General features: G+C 30.1%; 26 protein-coding genes. 9 read left to right on the plus strand and 17 right to left on the minus strand.

From position 1 onward, the window contains the following. Positions 1-2 precede the first annotated feature (2 nt). From SIB45_RS06190 to SIB45_RS06200, 3 genes are read right to left on the minus strand one after another with little or no spacing between them, the layout of a single operon-like run. Entirely contained in the window at positions 3-1,364 is a 1,362-nt protein-coding gene (locus SIB45_RS06190; protein ID WP_011862678.1) for a type II secretion system F family protein, read from the minus strand. 32 nt (positions 1,365-1,396) lie between these two features. After that, complete coding sequence (locus SIB45_RS06195) at positions 1,397-2,470, minus strand: type IV pilus twitching motility protein PilT (RefSeq protein WP_011862679.1); 1,074 nt, start codon at positions 2,468-2,470, stop codon at positions 1,397-1,399. Next, a complete protein-coding gene (locus SIB45_RS06200) occupies positions 2,467-4,173 on the minus strand; it encodes a GspE/PulE family protein (protein ID WP_413682112.1) in 1,707 nt (568 codons plus the stop codon). The genes SIB45_RS06195 and SIB45_RS06200 overlap by 4 nt, the downstream gene beginning before the upstream one ends. 170 nt (positions 4,174-4,343) lie before the next feature. Here SIB45_RS06200 and SIB45_RS06205 point away from each other — a divergent pair, with 170 nt between their 5' ends. From SIB45_RS06205 to SIB45_RS06225, 5 genes are all read left to right on the plus strand, one after another. Then, entirely contained in the window at positions 4,344-4,829 is a 486-nt protein-coding gene (locus SIB45_RS06205; protein WP_011862681.1) for a hypothetical protein, read from the plus strand. After that, positions 4,826-6,211: a hypothetical protein gene (locus SIB45_RS06210; protein WP_011862682.1), complete on the plus strand. Its 1,386-nt coding sequence runs from the start codon at positions 4,826-4,828 to the stop codon at positions 6,209-6,211. The genes SIB45_RS06205 and SIB45_RS06210 overlap by 4 nt, the downstream gene beginning before the upstream one ends. Continuing rightward, positions 6,202-6,927 (plus strand): hypothetical protein, encoded by a 726-nt coding sequence (locus tag SIB45_RS06215; RefSeq protein WP_011862683.1) that lies wholly within the window; start codon positions 6,202-6,204, stop codon positions 6,925-6,927. The genes SIB45_RS06210 and SIB45_RS06215 overlap by 10 nt, the downstream gene beginning before the upstream one ends. Positions 6,928-6,932: 5 nt before the next feature. Next, a complete protein-coding gene (locus SIB45_RS06220) occupies positions 6,933-7,799 on the plus strand; it encodes a hypothetical protein (protein WP_011862684.1) in 867 nt (288 codons plus the stop codon). Between the two features lie 108 nt (positions 7,800-7,907). Further along, the gene (locus tag SIB45_RS06225) at positions 7,908-9,626 is read left to right on the plus strand and encodes a type II secretion system protein GspD (protein ID WP_011862685.1); all 1,719 of its coding nucleotides are present in this window, start codon (positions 7,908-7,910) and stop codon (positions 9,624-9,626) included. A 15-nt stretch (positions 9,627-9,641) separates the two neighbouring features. On the opposite strand, the gene SIB45_RS06230 is transcribed toward SIB45_RS06225, so the two are convergent. The 5 genes from SIB45_RS06230 to SIB45_RS06250 all read right to left on the minus strand — a co-directional run bounded on the left by SIB45_RS06230 (position 9,642) and on the right by SIB45_RS06250 (position 15,132). Further along, a complete protein-coding gene (locus tag SIB45_RS06230; RefSeq protein WP_011862686.1) occupies positions 9,642-11,135 on the minus strand; it encodes a type II secretion system protein J in 1,494 nt (497 codons plus the stop codon). Further along, entirely contained in the window at positions 11,136-11,741 is a 606-nt protein-coding gene (locus tag SIB45_RS06235) for a Tfp pilus assembly protein FimT/FimU (RefSeq protein ID WP_011862687.1), read from the minus strand. Between the two features lie 2 nt (positions 11,742-11,743). After that, the gene (locus SIB45_RS06240) at positions 11,744-12,319 is read right to left on the minus strand and encodes a hypothetical protein (RefSeq protein ID WP_011862688.1); all 576 of its coding nucleotides are present in this window, start codon (positions 12,317-12,319) and stop codon (positions 11,744-11,746) included. Continuing rightward, positions 12,320-14,437 (minus strand): hypothetical protein, encoded by a 2,118-nt coding sequence (locus tag SIB45_RS06245; RefSeq protein WP_011862689.1) that lies wholly within the window; start codon positions 14,435-14,437, stop codon positions 12,320-12,322. It lies immediately after the preceding gene. Positions 14,438-14,505: 68 nt separating this feature from the next. Beyond that, positions 14,506-15,132 (minus strand): type II secretion system protein, encoded by a 627-nt coding sequence (locus SIB45_RS06250; RefSeq protein WP_413682113.1) that lies wholly within the window; start codon positions 15,130-15,132, stop codon positions 14,506-14,508. Positions 15,133-15,433: 301 nt separating this feature from the next. Between SIB45_RS06250 and SIB45_RS06255 the strand changes: the two genes are divergently transcribed. After that, positions 15,434-15,871, plus strand: a complete 438-nt coding sequence (locus SIB45_RS06255; protein WP_011862691.1) for a Tfp pilus assembly protein FimT/FimU — start codon at positions 15,434-15,436, stop codon at positions 15,869-15,871. Between the two features lie 47 nt (positions 15,872-15,918). Here the strand turns inward: SIB45_RS06255 and SIB45_RS06260 are convergent, their stop codons facing one another. The 4 genes from SIB45_RS06260 to SIB45_RS06275 are packed head-to-tail and all read right to left on the minus strand — an operon-like array spanning position 15,919 to position 18,925. Then, complete coding sequence (locus SIB45_RS06260) at positions 15,919-17,307, minus strand: hypothetical protein (RefSeq protein ID WP_413682114.1); 1,389 nt, start codon at positions 17,305-17,307, stop codon at positions 15,919-15,921. Between the two features lie 4 nt (positions 17,308-17,311). Next, complete coding sequence (locus SIB45_RS06265; RefSeq protein ID WP_011862694.1) at positions 17,312-18,133, minus strand: hypothetical protein; 822 nt, start codon at positions 18,131-18,133, stop codon at positions 17,312-17,314. A 52-nt stretch (positions 18,134-18,185) separates the two neighbouring features. Next, positions 18,186-18,671: a hypothetical protein gene (locus tag SIB45_RS06270; RefSeq protein WP_011862695.1), complete on the minus strand. Its 486-nt coding sequence runs from the start codon at positions 18,669-18,671 to the stop codon at positions 18,186-18,188. Between the two features lie 20 nt (positions 18,672-18,691). Next, positions 18,692-18,925, minus strand: coding sequence for a hypothetical protein (locus SIB45_RS06275; RefSeq protein ID WP_041484676.1), 234 nt, complete (start codon positions 18,923-18,925; stop codon positions 18,692-18,694). 191 nt (positions 18,926-19,116) lie between these two features. Between SIB45_RS06275 and SIB45_RS06280 the strand changes: the two genes are divergently transcribed. Continuing rightward, complete coding sequence (locus SIB45_RS06280; RefSeq protein ID WP_011862697.1) at positions 19,117-19,968, plus strand: hypothetical protein; 852 nt, start codon at positions 19,117-19,119, stop codon at positions 19,966-19,968. Positions 19,969-19,996: 28 nt separating this feature from the next. Here SIB45_RS06280 and SIB45_RS06285 read toward each other — a convergent pair whose 3' ends face one another. The 3 genes from SIB45_RS06285 to SIB45_RS06295 all read right to left on the minus strand — a co-directional run bounded on the left by SIB45_RS06285 (position 19,997) and on the right by SIB45_RS06295 (position 21,332). Further along, positions 19,997-20,788 (minus strand): type II secretion system protein, encoded by a 792-nt coding sequence (locus tag SIB45_RS06285; protein ID WP_011862698.1) that lies wholly within the window; start codon positions 20,786-20,788, stop codon positions 19,997-19,999. A 158-nt stretch (positions 20,789-20,946) separates the two neighbouring features. Further along, positions 20,947-21,096, minus strand: a complete 150-nt coding sequence (locus tag SIB45_RS06290) for a hypothetical protein (protein ID WP_011862699.1) — start codon at positions 21,094-21,096, stop codon at positions 20,947-20,949. Between the two features lie 134 nt (positions 21,097-21,230). Further along, positions 21,231-21,332, minus strand: coding sequence for a DUF4278 domain-containing protein (locus SIB45_RS06295; protein WP_011862700.1), 102 nt, complete (start codon positions 21,330-21,332; stop codon positions 21,231-21,233). A 306-nt stretch (positions 21,333-21,638) separates the two neighbouring features. On the opposite strand from SIB45_RS06295, the gene SIB45_RS06300 reads away from it, so the two are divergent. Continuing rightward, entirely contained in the window at positions 21,639-21,833 is a 195-nt protein-coding gene (locus SIB45_RS06300) for a hypothetical protein (RefSeq protein WP_011818162.1), read from the plus strand. A gap of 5 nt (positions 21,834-21,838) precedes the next feature. On the opposite strand, the gene SIB45_RS06305 is transcribed toward SIB45_RS06300, so the two are convergent. Next, a complete protein-coding gene (locus tag SIB45_RS06305; RefSeq protein WP_011862701.1) occupies positions 21,839-22,096 on the minus strand; it encodes an RNA recognition motif-containing protein in 258 nt (85 codons plus the stop codon). A gap of 88 nt (positions 22,097-22,184) precedes the next feature. Continuing rightward, positions 22,185-24,518 (minus strand): ribonucleoside-triphosphate reductase, adenosylcobalamin-dependent, encoded by a 2,334-nt coding sequence (gene nrdJ, locus SIB45_RS06310; protein ID WP_011862702.1) that lies wholly within the window; start codon positions 24,516-24,518, stop codon positions 22,185-22,187. A 133-nt stretch (positions 24,519-24,651) separates the two neighbouring features. On the opposite strand from nrdJ, the gene SIB45_RS06315 reads away from it, so the two are divergent. Further along, positions 24,652-25,359: a class I SAM-dependent methyltransferase gene (locus tag SIB45_RS06315; RefSeq protein WP_011862703.1), complete on the plus strand. Its 708-nt coding sequence runs from the start codon at positions 24,652-24,654 to the stop codon at positions 25,357-25,359. Position 25,360: the final 1 nt, after the last annotated feature.

Genomic DNA, 25,360 nt, shown 5'->3' on the forward strand with positions numbered 1-25,360 from the left:
ATTTACCCCACAGTAGACATCATACTGAACATAGGTAAATACATAGCAATTAGAATGATTCCTACAAAAACAGCTACGAATATAATCATTAAAGGTTCCATTATTGAAGTTAAGCTTTTGACGCTTGAAGAGACTTCATCTTCATAAAAATCAGCTAGTTTTGTAATCATTTCACTTAGCTCACCTGTCTCTTCTCCTATCCTAAACATTGATGTAAACATTACTGGAATTACGGACTCTTTATCAAAAGCTTTGTGCATGGGATTACCTGCTTGGATATCGTAATAAGCATTTTCTATGATCCTGGTAAAAATCCTATTTTTCAAAGTTTTCTTAGCGATTGTTAAAGACTCTAAAATTGGAACCCCTGCACTATTTAATGAAGATAAGGTTCTTGAAAAATTTGCTAAACATGATTTTGTTACTAAGTCTTTTGTGATAGGTAATTGGAGAAGAGTTTTGTCATACCACCAAATAACTGAAGATCTACTTGATAAATATTTATAAAAAAGATAAATAGCAAACCCAGATGGAACTGCTTTGAAATAAAATTCAATTGTTCTTAGTTGATCTGATAAGTTAATTAAAAATTGAGTAATCCCAGGCAATGGGGCCCCTGATTGATCATAAATATCTACAAAAATTGGAATAACAAAAAGCATCATTATAAAAACTATTACTACTGTAAGTATCGCTATAGCTGAAGGATATGCTAAAGCGCTTTTTATCTGACCCTTGATTTTTGCAAGACTTTCTAATAATTTTGCTTGGCGATCTAAAGTGTTTGGCAATAATCCAGCAGTTTCTCCGGCGCTTACAAGCGCTCGATACATTTCATTAAATACTTCTGGATATTTATCTAACATTTCAGACATGGTGGAACCTTTGCTTATGCCTGAGGCTATCTCTTTAAATGAGTATCTTATGGATATATTTTCAGATGTATCTGCAATTATGTTTAGGGATTCTAATAAAGGTAACCCTGTTCTAATCATCGAAGAAAGCTGTTTTGTTGCAACTGCTAAATCTTTTATTGGAGGACTTTTTAATTTTCTTCCCTCCATTAACCTTGGCTTTAATATCTTTTTTTTATTTCTTAGTGAAGTCATGTCACCCTCGATAAATTCTTTTCTTTCTTGTATTTTCAATTCGACGTAAGTTTTCAAAATTGAAAGTTTATTTTTTTCTTTTTTTCTTAAATTTTGATTTTTTGCAGGTATAGGTATAACGTTTTTATATTTTTGAGTGATTCTCGCGTTTTTATGTTCTGGAATTCTATTTGGATTATTAAGCACTTTTCTTTTATGCCTAGCTTTTTGCATAAGCCTTCTTAATTTTGCGTTTTCGATGTATCTATAATCCACAATTATTTTGTAGTATTTAAGTTCATATCAATTTATGTTGGCATCTCAGAATTAATTTCTTCAAGCAAACCTTTCAAAACATTTGGCCTATTACATTTATATAAGGCTTCGTCAGTGGTAATTGCACTTTTAGATACAAGTTCAGATAAACATTGTTCTAAAGTTTGCATTCCAAATTTTCCTCCTATTTGTAGTTGAGAATAAACTTGCGATGCTTTTGCTTCCCTAATTAAATTAGCAATAGCATTATTGTTAACTAATATTTCTGCTGCTAGGCATCTTTTATTATCAATAGTTTTACATAATGTTTGCGAAATTACACCAATTAAAGATGAAGATAGTTGAACTCTAATTTGCATTTGCTGAGATGTTGGGAAGACATCAATTATTCTGTCTATTGTTTGAGAGGCTGATGCCGTGTGTAAAGTCCCTAATACTAAATGGCCAGTTTCTGCTGCAGTAATGGCTAAGCTTATTGTCTCCAGATCCCTCATTTCACCAACTAATATAATATCAGGATCTTCTCTTAGTGCTGACCTTAATGCATTTGAAAAGGAAATAGTATCTTCTCCAACTTCTCTTTGTCTTACTAAACAATTTTTATTGTTATAGATGAATTCAATTGGGTCTTCAATAGTTAATATGTGGTGTGCAAAATTTGTATTAATCCAGTCAATCCCACTTGCTAGTGTCGTCGTTTTCCCAGATCCAGTTGGACCAGTTACAAGCATTAAACCTCTTGGTCTACTTAAAAGTTGTTGAACACTATCAGGGAGACCTATTTTTGAAAAACTTGGAATTTCAGTATTGAGTGCTCTCATAACACATGAAATCTTACCCCTGTCTATAAATATGTTCATCCTAAATCTCGCAATCCCCTCTAAGCCATAACTACAATCGAGTTCTTTTTCCTTATCAAATTTTGCAAGCTTTTCATTGCCTAAAATTTGAGTAAGATCTGCTCTCAATTCTTTACTTGTATATTGTTCGCTTGATGCTGGTAAAATTTGTCCTTGAATTCTAAAAAAAGGATAGCTGTCTCCTGTTAAATGCAGGTCAGAACCATTTCTTTTTACTAACTCTGACATGAGATTAGTTAATTTCATAATTCTTCAGATTGAGTGTCATTGAGTAAGCAAACACGTTCAACTTCTTCAATTGTAGTAAGTTCATTTCTTACTAAATCCATACCATATTTTAGTAAACTTCTTCCATTTTTTTCAAAAGCACGTTCTCTTATTTGATCTGCATTGGATTGCTTCATTATTAAATCTCTAATCGAGTCATTAACTTTCATTACTTCATAGATACCAACTCTTCCTTTATAGCCACTTCCGTTGCATACGGGGCAGCCTTTATTTGTTTTGTTTAAGAATCTTGCTTTTTCTACTCCTAAAGAAAATGCTAAATGATTTTCATGTGCGTTTATTTTTTTTAATTCACTACAAGATTTGCAAACTTTTCTAACTAATCTTTGACCAACAACTCCTATGATTGAGGCCCCAATAAGATAAGGTGGGATTTCCATTTCAGCAAGTCTTGTAATTGCTGTTGCAGTATCATTAGCATGCAACGTTGTGAAAACCATGTGACCAGTTAATGCCGCTTCCATTGCGGCTTGAGCTGTTTCTTTATCTCTAGTTTCTCCCACTAAAATAATATCTGGGTCTTGCCTCATTAAAGACCTTAAAGCTCTCGAAAAATCAAGTCCCTTTTCTCTAATTACTTGAACTTGATGAATGCCATCAAGTGTATATTCTACTGGGTCTTCAACCGTACTTATATTTACTCCTGGTTTATTAAGGTCACTCAACATAGAATATAAAGTTGTTGATTTGCCGCTACCGGTCGGTCCAACTACAATCACAATTCCATATGGAGATTTAGACATATTTTTTATTAAACTTAATTCATCATTTTCTGTAATTAATTTTGAAAGGTTAAGTACAGAATTATCACTCTCAAGTGCCCTAAGCACAACTTTTTCTCCCCATCTTCCAGGCAATGTGCTTACTCTAAAGTCAGATCTTCTTCCTCTTAACAGACATCTTATTCTCCCATCTTGGGGTAACCTTTTTTCAGATATATCTAGCTTACTCATTATCTTAATCCTACTAATTATTGGGTTTACATGTGATTTTGGAAACGCAAAAGCCTCTTTTAAAACTCCATCAATTCTATATCTTATCCTTAAGCGATCCTCTAAAGGTTCTGCATGAATATCTGATCCCTTTAATGTGAAACATTTACTTAAAATTGAGGCTACACCGGCAATTACGGGATCATTAGATGCAGTAAGTTCTTCCCCAAATAAAATATCATTATCCATTTCTGAATCGTCACCAATATTTGCCTGAGCCAACTTAATAAGTGCTTCATCATTAGCATCATCAATTAGTTCTATGTCCTCATTAATAGAGGATTCATTTGAGTTTTGAATATTGTATTGAATACTCTCTGTGTTTGACTCTTCAAAATAATTGATATATTCATCATTAAGTACATTTTCTTCTACATCATTAATTTTTTCTAAAGTTTGATTTTGATTTGAACTTTTTTGAATTTTTTCAACTGATGTGTCATGATTATTCTCAAACCAAGTTTCCCATTCTAAAGATGTAATTTGTTTTAAGGAAACTTTTAAATTATATTCACTTTCAATAGTTTTGATAACTTTTTTTACTTTAATATAATCTAAATTCATTGCTCCTAAATCTAAAGTTTCCTCGCCAATTTCAATAACTATTATCCCTGCATCTTCACATAATTCAGGCGTGAGAAATTTACTTATTTCATTAGTATCAATCATATTTTTTCACTATGAATTGTTTTTGAGAGCTGAAAAAATTTAATACAAAGAAATCCTAATTTAAATATAGACATATAATAAGGATTAATAGTACTTTATTTCAAAATGAAGCTATAATTTTTATTAGTCGTCTAGATAAATATATTTTTCAACAGTTTTTTTTCGGATCAATGAAAAATTTTCTTTTTGAAACACTGAATAAAAATATTTTATTAATAATATTGGCTTATTTGTTTTGCCAAGGATCAATTCTTAATGCACAAGAAAAAAAAATACATTCACTTCCCATAAAAAAAGAATCTATACAACCCGATAAATCTACGAAAGATCTCATTCCGATGCCCTCAGGAGATATCAATACTTCTTCAACCAAAGTTAATTTCAATAGAAATCCTTTTCAAGAACCTTTAAAAACTGAATTTCCAACAATAGAAAATTTATATTCAACTTTAAAATTCAGAGGATTAGCACATTCAGATAATAAGCTTTTTGCCATCATTGAAACAGACAGTAATCAAAAATTTTATAAGGTTGGAGATTATCTTGATAATGGATTTGTGATTCAATTTATTTCATTAGATAATGTAACTGTTGATATCTCAAATGGATCTAAAAATTACAGACTTTCTTTAGTAGATATTGAGAAACTAATATGAAAAAGAACAAAACATCTACTTTTAAGAAGTTTATAAATAAAATTGGGCAATTTAAATCTATTAATTATCTATCAAAGATAAAATTTACTAAATTAAAATCTTTTTCTTTTCTTTCTGAAATCTCAAAGAGAAAAAGATATAAAAAAATTCTAGAAAAGCTAAATCAATTTAAAGATCTTGAAATTACAAATAAAAAAGAGAAGAATATCAAAAAATCCAACCATGCCAACTCTTCCATTTTAAAAACAAAGATTTTTAAGAAAATAATTGAAAAAATTAATAAATTAGAAAATCTTAAAATTAAGATCCAAAAATACAACAAGTCTCACAATTCTGGAAATATTCTGAAACTAGAAACTTTAAGAAATGATTTTCTGGAAGTATTTGATAGGATTAAAAATTATAAATTTTCAGGAAGCAAATTTAAATTAGCAAAAAATAAAAACAACGAAAGATATCAGCAAAAAATTGGTGTTGCATTTTATGGGGACCATAATTTAATTATTGTTAGTGCCAATATTGACTTAAATAATAATATAAAAATAATTGCCTTAAATGAAATCCCAGTTCCAAGCAATGTGATTGGGGACTCCTTAGTAGAAGATACGAACGAATTGGCCAATATTTTACTGGACTCTCTAACTCTTTTAGAACTTTTAGAATCGCCATTATTATTAGTTTTATCAAGTTCCTTTTTTAATATTCATACTTTCAATACCTCTGATTTAAAACAGATTTCACAATCTGACAAAAAGGTTGAATCTAAGAGTCCATATTTACCTGCTAATACACTTGTAGATTTTCTCAGGATGAACGATGTTAAAATTAAAAATGGATTGGTACGAACTATTTATGCAAAAAAGGACTTTATTAAGAGTTGGACAGATACGTTAGAGATAGTTAATTTACCAATAATTGGTTTAGTGCCTGCATCTGTGCATGTATTTGATTCTATAACTTCAAAAATTACAGAGGAAATTACTGTTTTATTAGATATTGAATCTTCAGAAACAACTTTATTAATAGGAAGTAATTTAGATAGATTAAATTCCTATAAATTACCATTTGGTTATTCCCTATACATCACAGATAATTTAAAAAAATCTAGCAAAAGTTATTTTGAAAGAGCTTTAAATTCAGTAAAATTAATAATGAAAGATTTAAATCAAGAATTACCTTTAAATATATTTGTAATGGGAAAAGGATTAGATAAATTATTAGATTCTGAAATTAATCTACCAGAAGGTTTTAAATCTATATCTAATTTGAACTTGGCTAATTATTTATATAAACCTCAAACAATGCAAATCCATGAAATAGGTTCTAAATCTATTGAGAATAGTCTCTATTCTTTAATTTCAATATTGTCATCATGCGTATAAAATATAACTTTGCCTTTAAAAATTCCAAATTAAGTCCATGGCAAAGGCCTGCTCCTCCTAATTTACTAGTTACAGATGCCAGCATAGATAAAAAATTATTTTTTCTTTACCAGGAGTTTAATAAAAATGCAGAAATATTTTATCCATCATCATTAATTTTAATTTTAAGCTTTGTTATCTACCTAATTAATATATTCCCAACTTTAACAATAAAAAAATTTGAAGCTGACCATAATCAATACTCACTTATTTCTTCAAAATTATTAGATTTAAATTCTTCAAAACAGCGTTATAAAAAAAATTTAAATAATTTAGAAGAATATTTTTCTCAGTCGACAACATCATATTTATTTGCATTTTATCTGCAGAATTCTGTACCTAAGGGAGTAAAGATTAATAGTTATTCCTTTAGCGATAATGGCTTTGATATTAATTTGAGTTCCTATAGTTTAGATTCAATAAACGAATTTATTACCTTGATTATCGAATCTCCCGTCATCAATAAAAAAAGTGTAACTATTAATCAAATTAACCGCTTAGAGTCTAATTCCAATAAAGGGGAAAAAGTCAGCACGATCTATGATTTGGAAATTTATGGTCAAACAGCAAAAATTGATATAAAAAAACGTGAGGATTTATATAGAGAATCAAATGCGAATGGTTTACTTAGAAAGTTACAAAGATTTAATTATTTAAAATCACTTTTAAGAGGTTGATTAAAGTGAAATTGCAAAATTATAAAAATCTGTTTTCTGGATTAACAAAAAAAATTAAAGAATTCGATATTAATTCATTTTTAGAAGAAATAAAAAATTTAAGTATTGATGATTTAAAAAATATAAACTACAAAAGGTTATTTTATGATATTCGTAACTCTCAATATTTAAAACCTACAATAGGAATTTTTAGTGCCTCAATAATAACAATTTTAATATTCATACCCTCTGTAGAGACAGTTACTGAATCCTTCAAGAAAGCAAAAAAATACAAATATGAATCAAAAGATTTACTAAATAAAACCTCTGAACTAAAAAACAAATCTCTTAAATTCGAAGAAATAAAAACAAAAGTTACTGAAATAAATTCTTCTTTTATTAGTAAAGAACAAATTATCTTTATTACTCAACTATTAAATGAAACTGCAAAGAAGACAAACGTTAAAATTAATTCTTTCTCCCCTATAGTTAGAAAAGAAAGTTCAAAATTATGTAAAGTTTCAACCTTTCAAAAAAAATCTGAGAATTTTAAATCAGTAAAAAAGAAGCCTAAATTTCAAAAAAAAGGATTGATAAACGATAATTATTTTGAAGTAACATTTAAATCAGATTATTTAGATATTATTCAATTTCTAAAAGAAATTCAATTATTTGATGTTAATGTAACTCCACTTTGCATAGAGGTTAATTCTCAACAAAAATCAACATCCATTTCTGAAAAAAATAATGAATATGATTCATTAATTATCCCATTAAGTAAAGGGGGAAAACCATTAATTTCACAAGATGATGTAGATAAGATTAATGTAACTTCCGAATCAGGAAATGTTGAAACAAAGTTAGTTTTAAAAATACCTTCTTTTAATAAATAAATTTGATTTATTATTTAAATCTTTTAATAGTTACCAACTAAGAAGAACAAATTTTTTTGTTGATTTTAACCTATGTTGCTATTATTATTAGTAATTTAAGAAAATATCTTGCGTATTAATAGAAAGTCTCTTAAAAGATCGTTTTCGCTATTTGCACTTACTTCTTTATTAAGTGCTAGCGCAAATTCTGCGGAAAATGTTTCTTTTAATAAATTTAATCCCAAGAAAATTGTCACTCAAAATATTCTTCTTAATTACCCTAAAGAATTTTTAAATGAGGATAAACTTTTTCAAAATCAAAATTATTTATTGTCCTCTTTAATTTCTAACCCAAATTTATTAGAAATTGAAGGACCCTCTGTCTCATTAGTATTTAAGCAAGCTAAAGCAAAAGCAATTTTTGAATATCTCGCTGAAATAGGAAATTATGGTTTTGTATGGGTTAAAAATAGTCCTAATAAAGAGAATGATGTAGATAATCAGAGATTAATTTCGATGACCTTAAACGATGTAAGTTATAAAAAAGCTATTAATTCATTGTTATTGGCAAGTGGTTTGCAAGCAAAATTGCATAATAATATTCTTTATGTAGGCCCTAACGTAAGAAATACTGTTTTTGATACAAGAAGCACTGATGTTTATCAGTTGAATCAGATAAGTGCCAGCTCAGCTGCTGATTATTTAGCAAATTTAGGAGCTAGTGTTACAAAAACATTCACGATTACAACATCTGTTACTTCTGGAGCCTCACAATCTCAGGCAGTTCAAGGAGCCTCAACATCTTCTACTACTACTGATCAATCAGAAACATCAGTTAAAGTTTATGGCGCAACTATTGGCCCATTAGTAGGCTTAATTGCGACTACTGATGAGCGACTTCAAACAGTAACAATGGTTGGCGAAAAATATCTTATTGATTTAGCTAATGGATTTTTACAGAAATTAGACATTAAACAAAAACAAGTTGCATTAAGCGTCAAAGTCCTTGATGTAAATATGTCAGATAAGAATTCATCCATGAAAGATTATGGAGGTAAATTAGACGATGCATTTATAATTGGTAGCCAAGGAAAAATTAAATCAGCATTTGGAAGCTTTTTACCAGTTTTCCCTGAAGGAAATTCTACAGATGCAACCACCAATCCAGGAATTAACTCAAGTCAAAGAACAACTAATTTTGATAACAAATCTTTTTTTGGTTTGTTAGAAGCAAGTATTGAAAATGGAACTACAAAGGTTTTAGCAAGTCCAACTCTTTTACTAAGTGAATCATCTGGTTCGGCAGGAGATGGAAGTAGTATAGGTCGAAAGGTTGGCAATGAGGGTTTTGTTGAGATTGGGGATAAGGTTCCTGTAGATGCAACAAAAGGCGATGGTGGTTCTTGTACTTATAGTTTTGAAACTGTGGGAGTAAAATTAGGTGCGAAAATCCTAGGTATTGATCAAAATGATTATGTTACTTTTACAATGACACCTATTGTTACTGGAATTTCAGGTAGTTTTAATATTGTTGGATGTGGTTCAGTTTCAAAGATTAATAATAGGAGACTTGATACTGGTGCTATACGGATAAAAGATGGCGAAACATTAGTTCTTACTGGTGTTATCCAAGAAACTGATATAGATACAACTTACAAATTACCATTACTTGGAGATTTACCTTTATTGGGGGGTTTATTTAGATCAAAACAAGCTTCAAAAGATAAAAGAGAGCTCATTATTTTAGTAACTCCAAAAGTTCTGGAAGACAAATCATCCAATATTGCAGATTATAATCTCGAATTTAAAAACAAAGATGCTACAAATTTAATTAATCAAATTAAGTAACGAAAATTAATTAATCTATTTGATATGGACGCAGAAGGATTCAGGACCTTTTGAAAGAGATCCTAACCAGTCATTGGCAAAAATATTTTTTGAACTCTCGCAGAAATTATTATAAAGAGATATGCTATCGATTACTAAAGCACCTATTGCAGATTTACTCCTTGTGAGTTGATTATAATCATCAATAATTTCTTCAAAATTTCCATCTTCTCTCCCTACGCATGGTTGCAAGATCGAAGCTTTTATTGTTGAAGGCTTCCATGCACTTAAGATTATTAGTTGTCCTATATATTCTGATTCTAACGATCTACAAACATCTTCCCAGGGGTTAATAGCTGTTTCTACTTCCGCTGTTAAATTATTTAAGAAACTAAAGGCAGCAATTTTATTTTCAGAAGTAAGTGCTTGAGGTCCATCTTCGAATAAATAATTTGAAGAACCGTTATTAGATATTATTTGAATATATATTTTATTTTCTTCTGAAAGATTATTAGAAGAAGGAAGCTTATTAATATGTTGTTTCAAGCTATTTATTGTATATTCGAATAAATTTTTACCATTAATTGTTGGAGATATTAATTCTGGCTCATCAATTTGTTCCCAACTTCCATCAATTACTTGCCCATTCAGGTGAAGATAATCTTCATTCATAAAAAATGAATTATCTATTATGTAAGTAACTTTATTAGATTTTAGACAAATCCCCATCCAGCAACACTGGCTACCAAAACAAAAAGAAGATAGTTGTTCATTATTTGGTTCATTTTGGTAAATGTTTATTTGATTCTCATCTTGAATAGATGTAAAACCTCCTATCGATGCTATTGATCTTATTTCATTTTTATCAATCCCTTTTTGAAGATCACTTGCTTCAATTTGAATTTCAATTGCTTTTTTAAACTCGTCTATACAGAAGGAAATCCCTTTAACTGTTTTGATGTCTCCCCATTTATTAGGACAAGAGATTTTTTTATAATTGGTAGAATCAGTAATTCCATCTAATAATGTGGTTTCTTGAAACTGGATATATGAGGGTGAAATATAATAACCGCTTTCATTATATTGAGGTCCATATCTTATAAGAGAAAATGGTTTTTTTTCGTTATTTGAGCTAGCTCTCAATGAATAGACAATTGGACATTCAACTTGATTTAAATTAAATTGACCTCCCTTCGGATCGTAATCGCTTCTGACTAAAGCTTGATCTGGAAGATTTATACCAAAAAGAAATTGGCTATCATCTGGGAAAGTACAGTTTTGATTAAATTGCAGAATTTCTGTTTCATTATCAATTATTCTTTTGCTTGCCTTGACCTCATCTAAAATAAAATCCAAAGTGTCGTTAATTCTTCCATTCAACCCCATTTGAGTCTCGTCTATTTTGTTTCCTTTTAATGCAATTTGTAATAATGAAAACCCTACGCCTATTGCTGTAACAGAAATTGCACCTGCTATTATTAGCTCAATTATGGAAAATCCATCTTTTTGGGGCATTTTAATATTCATCATTTAAATAAATTCGCATTTGTCTTTTGTGAGAATATTATTGCTATCTTTTTGACTTACTTCCATATTATTTGTAATCCAATCATCCTCAATAAATTTTCCTTTTACAATGTGACCTGTTGGAGATTGTATAACAAGACAATTCAGCATTTTTACTCCTGAATTATAGTATTTAGATCCAATTACAATGACAATTGATTCGTCGGAACTGATTCTTCCATTTGGCGTAATTAAAAATTCTTTATTTACAACTTGAAAAATAGAATTATTTAATGCTGGAGCCATATTATTTATCGTGGTATTACGATCGGTACATGTTACTTCGTAGCCATAGTATTTTTTATCATTAAAAACTCCATTAGCCCCTATTCTGTTTATATCAATCGAGCAACTCGATCCCCACCTCCTAGCATCTAGCTTTATAACACGAAAATATTCTTTTAACTCTCTTGTGTAAGAGTTTACTTTTTCAGTCCTAATCCAATTTAGAAAACTTGGGAATATTGCACCGGATAAAACACTCATCATTCCAACTGTAATTATTAATTCTACGAGAGTAAAACCTGCATTATCATTTTTTATCTTTTGTATGAAAAAATTTAGATTCATTTTTAAATTATTTGTTCGCACCAACTATGTGCTTCGGCAGTTAAATCAATACTTAACCAATGTTTATTTTCTGATCCCCATTCAACCCTATAGTTGAGAGTTCCAATGGAATTATTTAATGATTCATTATCTATAGGTGAAGATATTGAAAGCTCTCTAGTTATTAAAACTTTATTTCCAGTAAATACTTTACTTCTCTCTTCTCCTGGACGCCAAGATTGAATCATCTGTCCTGATGAATTTGATTGAGTATTCCAACTGGGTAAATTAATTATATTTGATGCTATTTCATCACATTCAAATTTCGAAAATTCATATTTACCATCATTTTGACTATAAAATAAACTCCATAAGTCTAATTTTAGCCTTTCTATATCTCTTTCAATTTCTTTATTGACTGAGCGAATAAGATTTGAAGAATGAACTGTTCCTAGTCTTAAAGAAGAAAAATATACTCCATAAGTAATTATTCCAGACAGTAAAGTTATACTTAAAATTGCATCAACCAGTCCGAATCCATAATCATATAATCTATTACTTCGACAAAAAACTAACTTTGGATTCTCTTTTTTCTTCATTTAATTATTTTTAAAGTCTCTTAAGGTATCCCATAAAATAATTGATTTACCTCTGTAGTATTTTATTCCCCAATTAAAATTATTACCATGCCATGAAACTAATTTATCTATGAAGTCTTTTGAGAATTCCCAATTTTTTTCTCCGCTGCCATCAAAGCAAAGATTCTTTACCCAAACCGCCCCGGAAAAGTTTCTTTCAAAGTTTTCATTAGTTTCTTTTACCTCGATATCAAATGCATTTAACCAACTATTTGCGAATGAGTTTTCATCTAAATTGTTTCCAAGATTTATATCATTGAAATTATTTTTAGGATCTAGTATCGCAAATGCTCTTGGATAAGAATATTGAAGATTTGAACTGTTCAAACGATTAATATTTAATTTCTGGAAACTTCTTAAGTGGTAATTTGAGGTTGCATTATCAAAGATTAAAAATACATTATTAGTTGCAGTATTAAATAATGTACCTGTTGGAATATTTTCAACTTTCTGACCTATTCCAACTATTTCTAGATTATTCCCATTTCTCTGATTCCCTCCATATGGAATAAGTGTTAAATCAGAATCCAATATTAAATTCGTAATGTTACCTTCAATCGAATCTTCTTTAGTACTTGAAACATAACCATAAGAACCCCTTGAGGTAACTATCATACTTGAATTATTATTCTGAATCCATACACTTTTTTGTTTATCAGAAATAAAAGTAGTTTTTGGGCCATAAATAAATGCTCCAAATTTCTGATTGGAGTTTTCTCCTGTTTTATCAATTAAAAAGCTATGTCCAGGCAATCTATCATTGTCTATTGGATAACCAATATTAGTGTAAATATGATTATTCTTTAGAGTTATTCCGCCTTCATTACTATCTCTATTGCATACAAGTTTATTTATTTTGGAGTTGTTTCTTTGCTTAAATAATATTGTTAAATTTTCTGGCTTTCCAGTCCCACATGATTCCGATCCATTTTTATGACAAAAAATCCCTTCATTACTGATATCGATATCACCCATAATTTCCAGAATTATTTTAGATGAATCCGTTGTAGATACTTCGAATTTTGATCCTGGCCCTCTAGCAAAAAGTGAATATATTCTGAATGTTTTTTGAGGTGAATTTCCAGCACTTAATTTACAACTTGAATTATTTTCTTCATATCTTTTTTGGGTACATATTAATGTCCCAATATCAATTACGTTTTTTAATCTAGGTTGTTTTGGTAAATTTAATGGTTGAATCCAAATTCCTCCATTACCGTTAGCAGGTAATGATGCATTTTCTGCCATTGCCAATTCCTGAAAATCTTGACATTCATCATTATTATTAATATTCATCCTCCAAATAATTGAACCTTTCGCCTCATTAAAAGGAGTAATATTAAGATTTCCTATAAAAAGGGAATCTGTTTTATCGGAATTATTTTCACCTGCCGAAAAAAATCCAAATCCTGTTTCTGAAGTTTCGCTGTTAACTTGAATGTTTACTCTTAATTTGTTTGATCCAGAAATACTATTAGTATCTTTTGGGATTGATAAACCTTCTATTAAAATAGAGTTAATGCCGGAGTCTTCTGTTCCTATATATTTAGTAGAAATTAAATCGAATGCCTGATCGAAGTCTCTTTTTGAATTAGGGAGTGTGTTTCCTACATAATTTGAATTTCTAAAAAGGTTTTCTACTACTTGCTTTTCATTCGCCCACGAATAATTTTCACTTGGAATACAGACAGGTGCTTTTTGTCTACCATTGCAATTCTCCTCCTCATCACACCAACTATCATCGGCCCAATATTGATTGGTTGGATCAGAAATATTTAGAGATTCACATTCTGCAGCTTTTTCTGAACAATTATCTACTAACCAGAAATAATTAAATAATCGCCCTTCAGAATTATCGTTAAATAATGCTCTGAGTTTGGTAATTCCAGAATAAGATGAGGCTTTGGCCAAAAGTTCTTGTCTTGTTATTTTTGAGCCAGTCAAACTTAATATAGATGCGGCCATTAAACCGCTTACACCAACCGCTATTCCAATACCTAGGATAAGTATCTGAGGTATTGCGAAGCCTTTATTATTCTTTCTAGATCTATTGCTTGAAACTTTCTTTGAAAAACGCATTTTCAAATTAGTGAGTGCAAAATAAAAAATATAATAATATTACTTGAATTAAATTTAACTTACCCTAATCAACACTCTGCATCACTCCAGTCGGTCAATCTTCCTCTATCTGCTGCTTTTGCAGTTTTTTCGTACACTTTTGAAGTCGCATCGACTGGGTTATAACATCCAGTGACAGCACTACCATTATTTGCATATGCACCACCATTTGGTTGTGCTCTTACCTGAAAAACAGTATCTCTATTAACGTCGGCGGTTTGAAATTCAATCAAATAATTACCTGATGTTGAATAAAAAGAAGTTGCTGTTCCTGGAACTTCTACAGGGTCAGTTCCTTTACAAACTTTTCCACCTTCAGTTTCCATACCAGTTTGATTACATCTTTGAAATCTAGCATACTCTTCTATGTCCCCTGCATCAGTAGGTAAATCACCATATTCTGTTTGAAATGCTGTGGCAGCTTTAACTAGAGCAGCTACTATGCCTGTTGCCTCTTTTTGTTTTGCTTTATCGGCAGCAGTCATAAATTGAGGGATTGCAATTGATGAAAGGATTCCAATCATCATCACTACTACAATTAATTCTACAAGTGTGAAGCCCTCTTCATCTTTTAATTCTCTTAATGAAGTTAGGTTCTTGATTTTTTCAAACCTGATTTTTGGAGACAGAGCTCTAACAAAAAAAGATTTAACCATTCCTAAAAAAATTATTATCTAATTTCAATAATACTTATTATTTGAAAACATGACAATAAAGTAATTAATAATTGCCTAATTAATGTTTTTTGATTAATGATCTTCAAGAAGTATTGGGAACTAATTCATGATAAATTTATTAATTATTTATAAATTAAGTTTTTTTAAATCAATGAGATAATTAAAATTTTGATTATAAAAACATTCATTTAAAAATGTGCAACTGAATAATATACAAAAAATATCTTTATTGAAAAGATTAATTATTTGTAAACAACTTGGCTACTCAATAAATGAGCTAATGGTTGTTATTTCTATCATTGGTGTTCTTGCAAGTATAGTAATTCCTAACTTTAGACCTGCAATAGAGTTCATAGAAGTTTTGATTGCAGAAAAGCATCTTTTGAAAGCAGTTAAAGAGTGTCAATTAGGATTAATTAATTATGATATCAGCCCTCAATATACTTTGCCTGTAAATGAAGTTAATTTAGGAATTTTTAAAAATAATAAATTTACTTTTTCACATACTGGAATCGGTGGAGATTGTTCTCCTGAATTCGGAGGTAATCAACTTAGAGTTTCAAGAATTGATATCAATTCTGAAAATATAATTTATTCTTTAATCATTAATGTCAAAACTGGCGAGAAATCATCAGAAGGTTCCTTGCCTGATTGGCTCGATTGGTGGGACGGTAAATCATCAAATTTGATTCCTGATGACGATATGCTTTTAGATTAATCTACAAAATAAAAAGTTTGTTTTATAAAAATATATTTATCTAATTTTTATCTTATCCAGGGTGGAATAGGTCCAGAATCTACTTCATCCTCATTAAGTTCAGAAAGAGAGATTTTGTCTTTAGATTTTTGCGTTTTATTTATTAAATTAATTTCCTCAATTTTTTTAGTGATATTTATTTGATTTAATGAATTATCTTCATTTGTTTTTTCATTTGTTTCGATATTATTTCTAACTTTAGGGTCTAAACTGGAGTCATTAAGAGAAGAAGAAGAAGTAGTAGTAGTGGTAGGAGTAGAAGTAGAAGTAGAAGTAGAAGTAGAAGTAGAAGTAGTAGTTGGGTCGCCAGGTTTTTTGGGGTCTATACATTCAGGATCATTTGGATTTAGATCGCAAGGTTCTGGTGTGTCTATACATTCAGGATCATTTGGATATAGTTCACAAAAATCAGGCGGCTCTATACATTCAGGATCATTTGGATTTAGATCGCAAGGTTCTGGTGTGTCTATACATTCAGGATCATTTGGATATAGTTCACAAAAATCAGGCGGCTCTATACATTTAGGATCGTTTGGATATATTTCACAAAAATCAGGCGGCTCTATACATTTAGGATCATTTGGATATAGTTCACAAAAATCAGGCGGCTCTATACATTTAGGATCGTTTGGATATATTTCACAAAAATCAGGCGGCTCTATACATTTAGGATCGTTTGGATATAGTTCACAAAAATCAGGCGGCTCTATACATTTAGGATCGTTTGGATATAGTTCACAAAAATTTGGAGGCTCTGTACATTTTGGATCATTAGGATATAGTTCACAAGAAGCGCTAGCAATTTTTGTTTCAACTCCACAAGTTATGTAATTCTTAGAACCTCTATCAAGCTTTTTTGATGAATATTCTTTTAGAAGAGATATTCCACTTATCGGACTGTAACATCCTATTACTGCACTTCCTTCTTCCGCAAATAAACCACCATTTGGATTGGCCTTTACGAGAAACATTGATCCTTCATTTTCTATTTCACCAATTCTTAATTCGACCTTATAATTTCCTGATGGCGAGAAAAATATTTCATCTTGTTTTTCAACTTTTGTTGGCAATGAATTTCTGCAAACAATATTCCCCTTCTCTTCTGCTTGATTAGCGATACATTTTTGAAAATTTGCGAATTTAGATAACTGCCCTATATCTTTTGGTAAAAATCCATAAATGCCATAATATGATTGCGATGATTTGAGCATCGAATTGACAATTAAACTTGCTTCTTTTTGCCTTGATTTGTTTAACGATGTTTTTAAAGGAGGAACTATTAGTCTCGCAGTTAATCCAAGAAGAGAAACAACAATAATAAACTCTAGGAATGTAAATCCTTGTTCGAAAAATGATTTTCTCTCAAATTTCTTTTTACGAAGATTTTTTTTAATCAACTTATTATTGAGCTTCACTTATATATCTTGTTTTAAATTTAAAAGGTGCAATGGAAATTGATGTTACGGCAGATCCGTTTCCATAAACTTCTAAATTTTTCTCTAAATTTAGACTGAAATATCCTTCTGCATTTTGATTTAAATTAACTATTGGAGATAGCTCAGAAACAAAAAACATATATTTCGTTCTATTTCCAGAAGCTTCAATAAAGTTTGAATCCATTCCTATTCCGGTCATTTTAAATCCGTTATATTGAAGATCGCATCTTGAGGTAGTACCTCCGTTATTTACGCAATACTTATTATCGATATTTTTTTCTCCTCTCCAATTAGTAAGCTTCGTATTAAATTCTTTGGGAATTGATATATTACTTTTTGATTGGATGACTTTTGTAGGCCCTTCTTTGCTAGTAGCCCAAAAATAATTGCCAGATTTATACTTACCAGAAACAGTAAAGTTATTCTTAAATATTATTGATATAAAACTATATCCACCTTTTTTAATATTCATATCTTCTGAAAGATAAAATTTCTTATTTTCATTGAGATCATTTTGACTAGAAAGCTCACTATTTAATAAATTTATACATTTTGCCCCACTAAAATCGGGAGAGCTTCGATAATTTGGGAAAGGATTACTTTGACACACATCAATTCTTCTGATTGTTGCTTTAAATGAGTTAGCTCTAATAAGGCATGCAGTTTTTCGGGGAATAGCACCATTACAATTTAAAATTCTTGCTGATGAATAAACAGGTTTATTAAAATTCCATGCAAGAAGAATAAAATAACCAATAAATAAATTTAATATCGATATCTTTCTCATAATTAAAAGTTCTTTAGGTGAATCTTTTTAAAATTATGTCTAATAACAATGATTAATATCTTATACCTAATTTAGGATCAATCCAAATGCATTTACCTCTCTTTACAACATATTCGCCATTTTTATTTTTAAATATACTTCTTGCTGTTAATGTTTTTAAATTAATTATGTTTAGATTTTTGATGAACTTTTGATTTTTATTTAAGTCTTTGTAGTATTCAATCTTAGTTATCAGTAAATTATTTTTTTGAATTACAGAAAAAATCTCACTACTGTTTTCGATAAAAATACCTGATTCTAATCTTTCACTTATTGGTAAAAACTCATCTTTAATTTCATCATAGTAATGTAAAAAACCAGTATTTATATTAAAGACATAATCATTATAATTTTTTTCTTTGAAATTCAATTCGCATCTTAAAGCTTGAAAATCTTCAAATACTATTGGAGTATTTTTTGAACATCCAATTATAAAAAATAAAAAAAATAAACATAATTTATTTTTATTTATTAGTTTCGAAGAATTGTATCTATTCAATTTTTCAATAATTTAGAATTTTAAGCTACCTTATATGATTCATTTATTTTATTCCAACCTTCCTTCTGAAGTATTAATAGTTTTTTTTGTGCTCTTATAGTTGTCAGTCTTTTCTTAAATATTAACTGCTTATTCTCTGATTTAATAATTGCCCAATAAATAATAAATCCTTCATTAAAAGGGTTATTAAAGTCCCTTTCAAAAACCACTAATTTACTCTTGTTTTTATTAACTAATGAAATTTCGGGATACATCACAATTTAGAGTATCTTAATTCAGTTAACAACCTCATCTCCATGTGTCAAGTGAAATTACTCTTGGCATCTAATAATTAGTTCTTTATTCTTTTTTTTTTAATTCAATAAATAAGGCTTTGACTTTATATGATTTTAAAGATTTAATTTGCATAACAAAAATTTAAAAGCCTAATAATTTTATCTAGCAAATGATTCATAGGAAAATTCTATTTTTAATTATCTTTATAAATTTTCTGCTTGCATCATGTGCATTAATTAAACAAGATATTAAAAAAAATGATGTCAAAAAAATAAAAATATCTGAAGAGAAGAAAATAGCAAAAGTTGTTGAGGAAAAAGATCCCAGAGACTTAAAGGAAGAATTAAATTTTCCTGAGGAAAATATTAAAGAAGTTAAACTAACTAAAATCAAAATAAATAATAATGAAAAAGTTGAAAATATTGAAAAATTAAAAAAAGATTTTTATCTAAACTTTGCTTTTGGCTATTCAAATTTAGAAAATTATGATGTTTATAATACTTCCACAAATAGAGCAATATGGGATGATAGGTACACTGAATTAGGTCATACTATTGAGATAGGTTTAGGTTATGACTTTGGGAAAATAAGAACAGAAATATCATATGCTCGAGAAAATGGAAGATTTGATGAATACCTTACTTATTTTGACAATAGTATTACTAAAATTGGAAATGAAAGAGGGAAATTGCATAAAGATTTTTACATAGTAAATATTTACTATGATTTCAGATCTAAAAAAAAAATCACTCCATTCATTGGCTTAGGAACTGGATTTGTTAATAGTGTTCAAGATTCAGCTCCTTTTATTCCTGAATATGTAAGACAAGCACTTGTTTTACAGTTAAAAGGAGGTTTGAGTTATGAGTTTTATGATAAAAATGTCATGTATCTAGAAGGATTCATTAGGAATGCAAAATCTCACACAACAAACGATGGCTTGGGTACACCTTATATCTACGAAGCTAAAAAGGGATTTGATTCGTCAGGAATACAAATAGGATTTAGAAGAATTCTTTAAAATAAAAATTTCTATGCAATATATTTAATTATTCAAACCTAAAACATTGTGAGGGATTTCTAGGGTTCCAGTAAATACATTTAGGTCTTGCTTCTTCAGCTAATCTAGCCTCTTCAGCTAATCTTTCTTCTTCAGCTAATCTAGCCTCTTCAGCTAATCTAGCCTCTTCAGCTAATCTAGCCTCTTCAGCTAATCTAGCCTCTTCAGCTAATCTTTCTTCTTCAGCTTTTTTAATTTGAAACACTGTAAAACAAGACATAAAATCTTTTTCTCCAACGTTGAAAGATGAATATTCTTTAATGTTTGATATTCCTCCGATTGGGTTAAAGCAACCAGTTACACTACTACCTTTATCTTGATAGCCCATTCCATTTGGAATTGCTCTTACTTGAAAGATAATATCAGAATTATTTATTTCAGTGGTTTTGAGTTCAACTTTATAATTTCCTGATGGAGAGTAAAAATAGTTTTCACTACCGTCTATTGCGGCAATAGTATTTGGATTACAAACTTCGCTACCTTTTATCGCAACTTCTTGAGAGATACACTTATGGAAAGATGCAAATTTACTAAGCGGTTTTATTTTAGTTGGTAAAAATGATGTCAATGAATAATTAGCTTTTACTGCTTTAAGTACACTATTAACTATTAGAGTCGCTTCTTTTTGCCTTGCTTTATTAATTACAGCCCCAAACAACGGAAGAGATATACTAAAAGTTAAGCCAATAATTAAAGTTACGAGTAGAATCTCAACAATCGTATATCCTTGTTCTTCTCCGCATAAAGTATTTTTTTTAGGAAAAAAGATTTTTTTAACCATAAATCTAACAAACCATACCAAGCATCTCACTTTATATTCTTTTGTCTAGCTGCATATAAAAAAGACTTATATCCTGCTACTTAGCTATATAAAAATAGTTTAAAAAAAATGTAAGAGTTTTATATATTTGATTTAAAAAAAAATTAACTATAGAGAATTTAACCAAAATTAACATTTTCTTGAAATAAACCAAATAAGTTATTCCCAACTATTGCGGTGATTATTAATACGAATGCAACTATAGCGAAAAGAGCACTAACATCTTTTATATCATAAGGTGCTTTGAATAAGGGTTTCTGGTCTGCCATGGTTATTAAATCTATAAGCGCAATTTAATCATATTAGTTTAATTCTTGTGAGAAGTATTAAATAGTTATTTAGTCTTAAGGTTGGACAAAAAAAAAGCCACTAAAAGTGGCTTTTTCTTTTAATGGTTAAAAAACTAGCTTGTGTAAGCCTTTCCTCTATAAGTTAGTTCATTGTGCTGCTTTTTAGCTGCTTCTTTGTTTTGGACGTATTTTTGTCCTCTGTAAATAAGAGTCATTTTTTAAGCTCCGGTTTCGCTTAAGTCCCCGTTCCATGGCTTAAGTCGATTTGCGGCTTGCTATACGCAAGTTGAACGTTTTGGTAGCGGTTGCTACAAATTTATAATAACATTCATTGAAATTATTTGTCTAGGTTTTTAATAAATAAACTTAATATATGAATGATAGATTAGGTTTCTGCTAAAAATATTTATACATTTTTTTTATGTAATTACTTACAGGTTACATTTTGTTCGTTTTTGACAAGTATTTTTTATTTAATGAACTTTTAAATGTAAAATTCTTAAGATTATAAAATTTGTTTTATGTTTTCTAGAAGCAAAAAACCTACAGTAAAAAAATCTGCAATAGTTGAAGAGACTCCATTATTTGCTCAATTATTACCATTCGCAAACAGAATGAATGATAAGGTCCAATTGGTAAATGCTTTGGCTTTTACTTTTATTATGGGATTCTCAATTTTTGGAATTGCTCTATGGAAACTATCAGGGCTGACCTAAATATTTTATTTTTGCAAAGCATCAATTTTTGATTCTTTGTTTTCAATTATGGTTATTAACCATCTAGAGGCTAGCCCTCTGGATATTGATCTATTTTTTAGAAATCTACATATATATACGTGTAGATTTTTTTCGTTTTTGGAGTTAAATTTTTCCTCAAAATCTAAGATATCCTCTTCTGATGTTCTTTTTCTTAGCTCGTCCACCAATGCATGACTGGAGGAATCGTTAAAGAAGTTCCCAATATTTAAGCTTAATGTCATAAATAATTTATGTCCCTATTTAAGAGGTAGCCATAAATTAAATTTTTAAAAACTAATTTATATTTTTTATTTACAAATAACTTAATATCTAGTCTTTTGGTTTAGCTAGAGGAAGCAGGCACTTATCTGAATCACAACCTGCTGGTCCTGCTTCAGATAGTTCTCCAACATCATATTTATTCAAAGCGTCAAAGAAATCGTTATTAACTTTCCTTTCTATAACTTTATTTTGCAATGATATATATTCCTCTTTACTAATTGGTTCAAAAGGTAATCTCGGGAAAGTAGCGTTGGCACTAAATCGAGCTAGCAATGCCGCTGAAATATATCCCTCATTATTTTCTATAGCATTATGTATAGCCTTAGCTAGATCCTCTATTTCGTTTTCTCTAAATTCTACTGTTGCAGAGGTATTATGCTCTGTGTAAAATTTTTGCACTTGCATGTAAAAATCAAATTGAGCTAATGCTGAGAAATTATTTATATCTATTTGGTCCGCTCCGTCTATATTTGCCCAACTAACTTCTGTAGGGATTTCAACTAACCATTCTGTGCATCTAGGATCAAATGGATTATCAAGCAAGCAGCCATTTTCATCTTTATCAGATTGAGATGGAACAACTGAGTAACCATAATCCATGCAAGCTAAAGCAATTGGATCATTTTTCCTGAAAGTTATTCTTCTAATGAATCTTTGAGCTTTTGGCGGATGCCAACCTGGAGCTGCCCCAGTTAGAAGACTTTTAGTCCCAGCTGGCTGAACAGTTGTGCATCGATTTGGCCTTCTTAGATTATGTTTATCACAATATTCCCATACAGTTTCTTTTACTATTTTTCTCCAAGAATCTAAGAATTTAGCTTCTTTTTCTTTGAATGCCTTCCCTTCTTCGCTATTAGGCCTTCCTGCTTCCCACCACTTCAACCATGGCGTCCCAAAAGCATGTACACAGAAGTCAAATAGTCCTGTAAAACTTACCCCAACAATAGGGTCATATTCTCTACTTTTTCTGTAACGCTCAACTTCAAATTCATGATTAAGTAAGCATGCTACGGAAAGAGCTGCGGCTTTAAAAGCTTTTTTTTGCTCTTCAAAATCTCCCGGATCAATCTGATTTAAATGAACTTCAGCCAAATTACAGTGGAAATCATTTCCCAAGATCTCCCCGCAAGGGTTAAGTCCATATCTACTCATCCTGTGGTCTAACTCTTCTTCTGAAAATGGACCATAACTACTATTTATCCAATTTCTCGCTTCATCCTTACCTTGTTCTGAGTAAATTTCAATAAATTCCTTTCTCAATTCATCATCTTTGAGAATATCTGCATTTGACCTTGCGATTGCCTCTGGAGCAAATTGAATAGCTCCCTCACCTGAATGGAATTGTTTTGTAACTGCATCCAAAACAGTTTGGTAAGTTGGTTTTGTATGGTAAACCCTAGTATGATTAGCCATCCTGAGAGCATCTTTTTCAGGATCTATTCTCCAATTACCATTCTCATCTTGACTCCATAAATTTTCTTTTGCCGATGCTGCTTCCTTATCATCTGAAGCAAATTGTCTCATCCCAGCGCTTCTTCTTATATTCCCAGCAACTATGGTTACCGCAGCTTCATCAATTAATAAACAACACTCCACTGTACTTAATTTCCTGCCAATTGCCTTTCCAAGAAGTGATGCGACTCTGGAGTAAAGATCTTTCAATTTGATAGGATTTGCCATCCCACCAAAACCTTTTAATGATTCTCCAGCAGGCCTAATATCTTCCAAATCAATATAAACATCAATTTCTCTTTCAAGATTTTCATTACTTGATGCCTCAAGAAGATATTTGTAGCTATCTACCCATCCTCTTCTGCTATCTCCAACTTTGATATGAAGGTCTTTCCCTTTGATTTCTAATGATGATTTTTCTTTCCTTTGATTTATAGGAGTTATTCCAACTTCACTAACTGATTTGATATTTATTTTGTTTATTACCGTAGGTAAATTGTTTATAAAATGAGGCTCAATTATTGCCCCTGTACCACATCCCATCATTGCTAAGTCCATCATCAAAGCAAAGGCTTCCCAATCAATTAAGTTTGTAGAAGTACAGTTATATGCCCCAGAGAAATTTTGGTTTTTATTAATCCAAGGAGTCCCTCCAATCCATAACCATCTCCCTGAAGGTTGGGCTTTTTGGTTGCTTTGCATCTCTCTCATTAGGATCAATTCTTCATCAGAAAGTTTTCCTAATTCTTTTAAGCCTGATAAATTCCTTTCACCTACTTCGCTCCAGTTCTCCCTTTTGCCAGAGATAGTTTTCCTACTGTAAGATCTAAAAAAAACAGGATAAGCAGCTGGAGCAGTCTTTGGAAAATCATCTTTTTTAAGATTATTGGAATTGCTCTCTGAAGAAGCTTTATTTGGTGCAACAGTCACGATAAAAAAAATGTATGTAAATAACCCGTACTGGAAGAATAACTCTACCTGTGGCGTCTGCAACCATTCTTACCACTATTTAACGGTTTGTGTAGAATTATGTTTAATATGAAATCTTTGTTAAAGAAAAGATATGGAAAGAGTTCCGGAACCTGAATTAATGGAAGAAAAAGAGCAGGTAATTTCTTATGATGAAGCTGATTTCTCAGAAGGGGAAGTTAATCTAATTAATCAGATAGATTATTATCTTTTAAAAAAAAATATTCTTTTAGGTGAAAAAGATTTAATAGTTGATTTAGGATGCGGCCCAGGAAATATTTCTGAGAAGTTAGCAACAAAATGGCCTAATACTGAAGTCGTTGGCATAGATGGTTCTAAAGAGATGATTTTGAGGGCAGAATATAATAAAAAAATTTCTAATGATCCGAAAAAATTAAAAAATTTACGATACATTTGTTCTGATATTAAAGATATTAGATCAAATGATTTTTTACTTAAAAAAAGAATTAGTTTACTTGTAAGTAACAGTTTGATCCATCATATTACCAATCTTGAAGATTTCTTCAACACCATAAGAAGTTTGTCTAGTAACATCACTGTGAATTTTCATAAGGACTTAAAAAGGCCATTAGATGAAAAGTCCGCTCTAGAGCTCAAAGCAAAATGTTCAACTAAATATAATTCGATTTTAACTAATGATTATTATGCCTCTTTAAGAGCTTCTTATACTTTCAAAGAGTTAAAAAATTTCACTTTGGAGAATGATCTATCCTCTTTAGATGTTTTTGAAGACGGTGATAATTATTTAATAGTCTATGGTAATGTTTTAAAAACTAATTGAA

Origin of the sequence: Prochlorococcus sp. MIT 1304 (assembly GCF_047305015.1) — a bacterium.
Classification (GTDB): domain Bacteria; phylum Cyanobacteriota; class Cyanobacteriia; order PCC-6307; family Cyanobiaceae; genus Prochlorococcus_A; species Prochlorococcus_A marinus_E.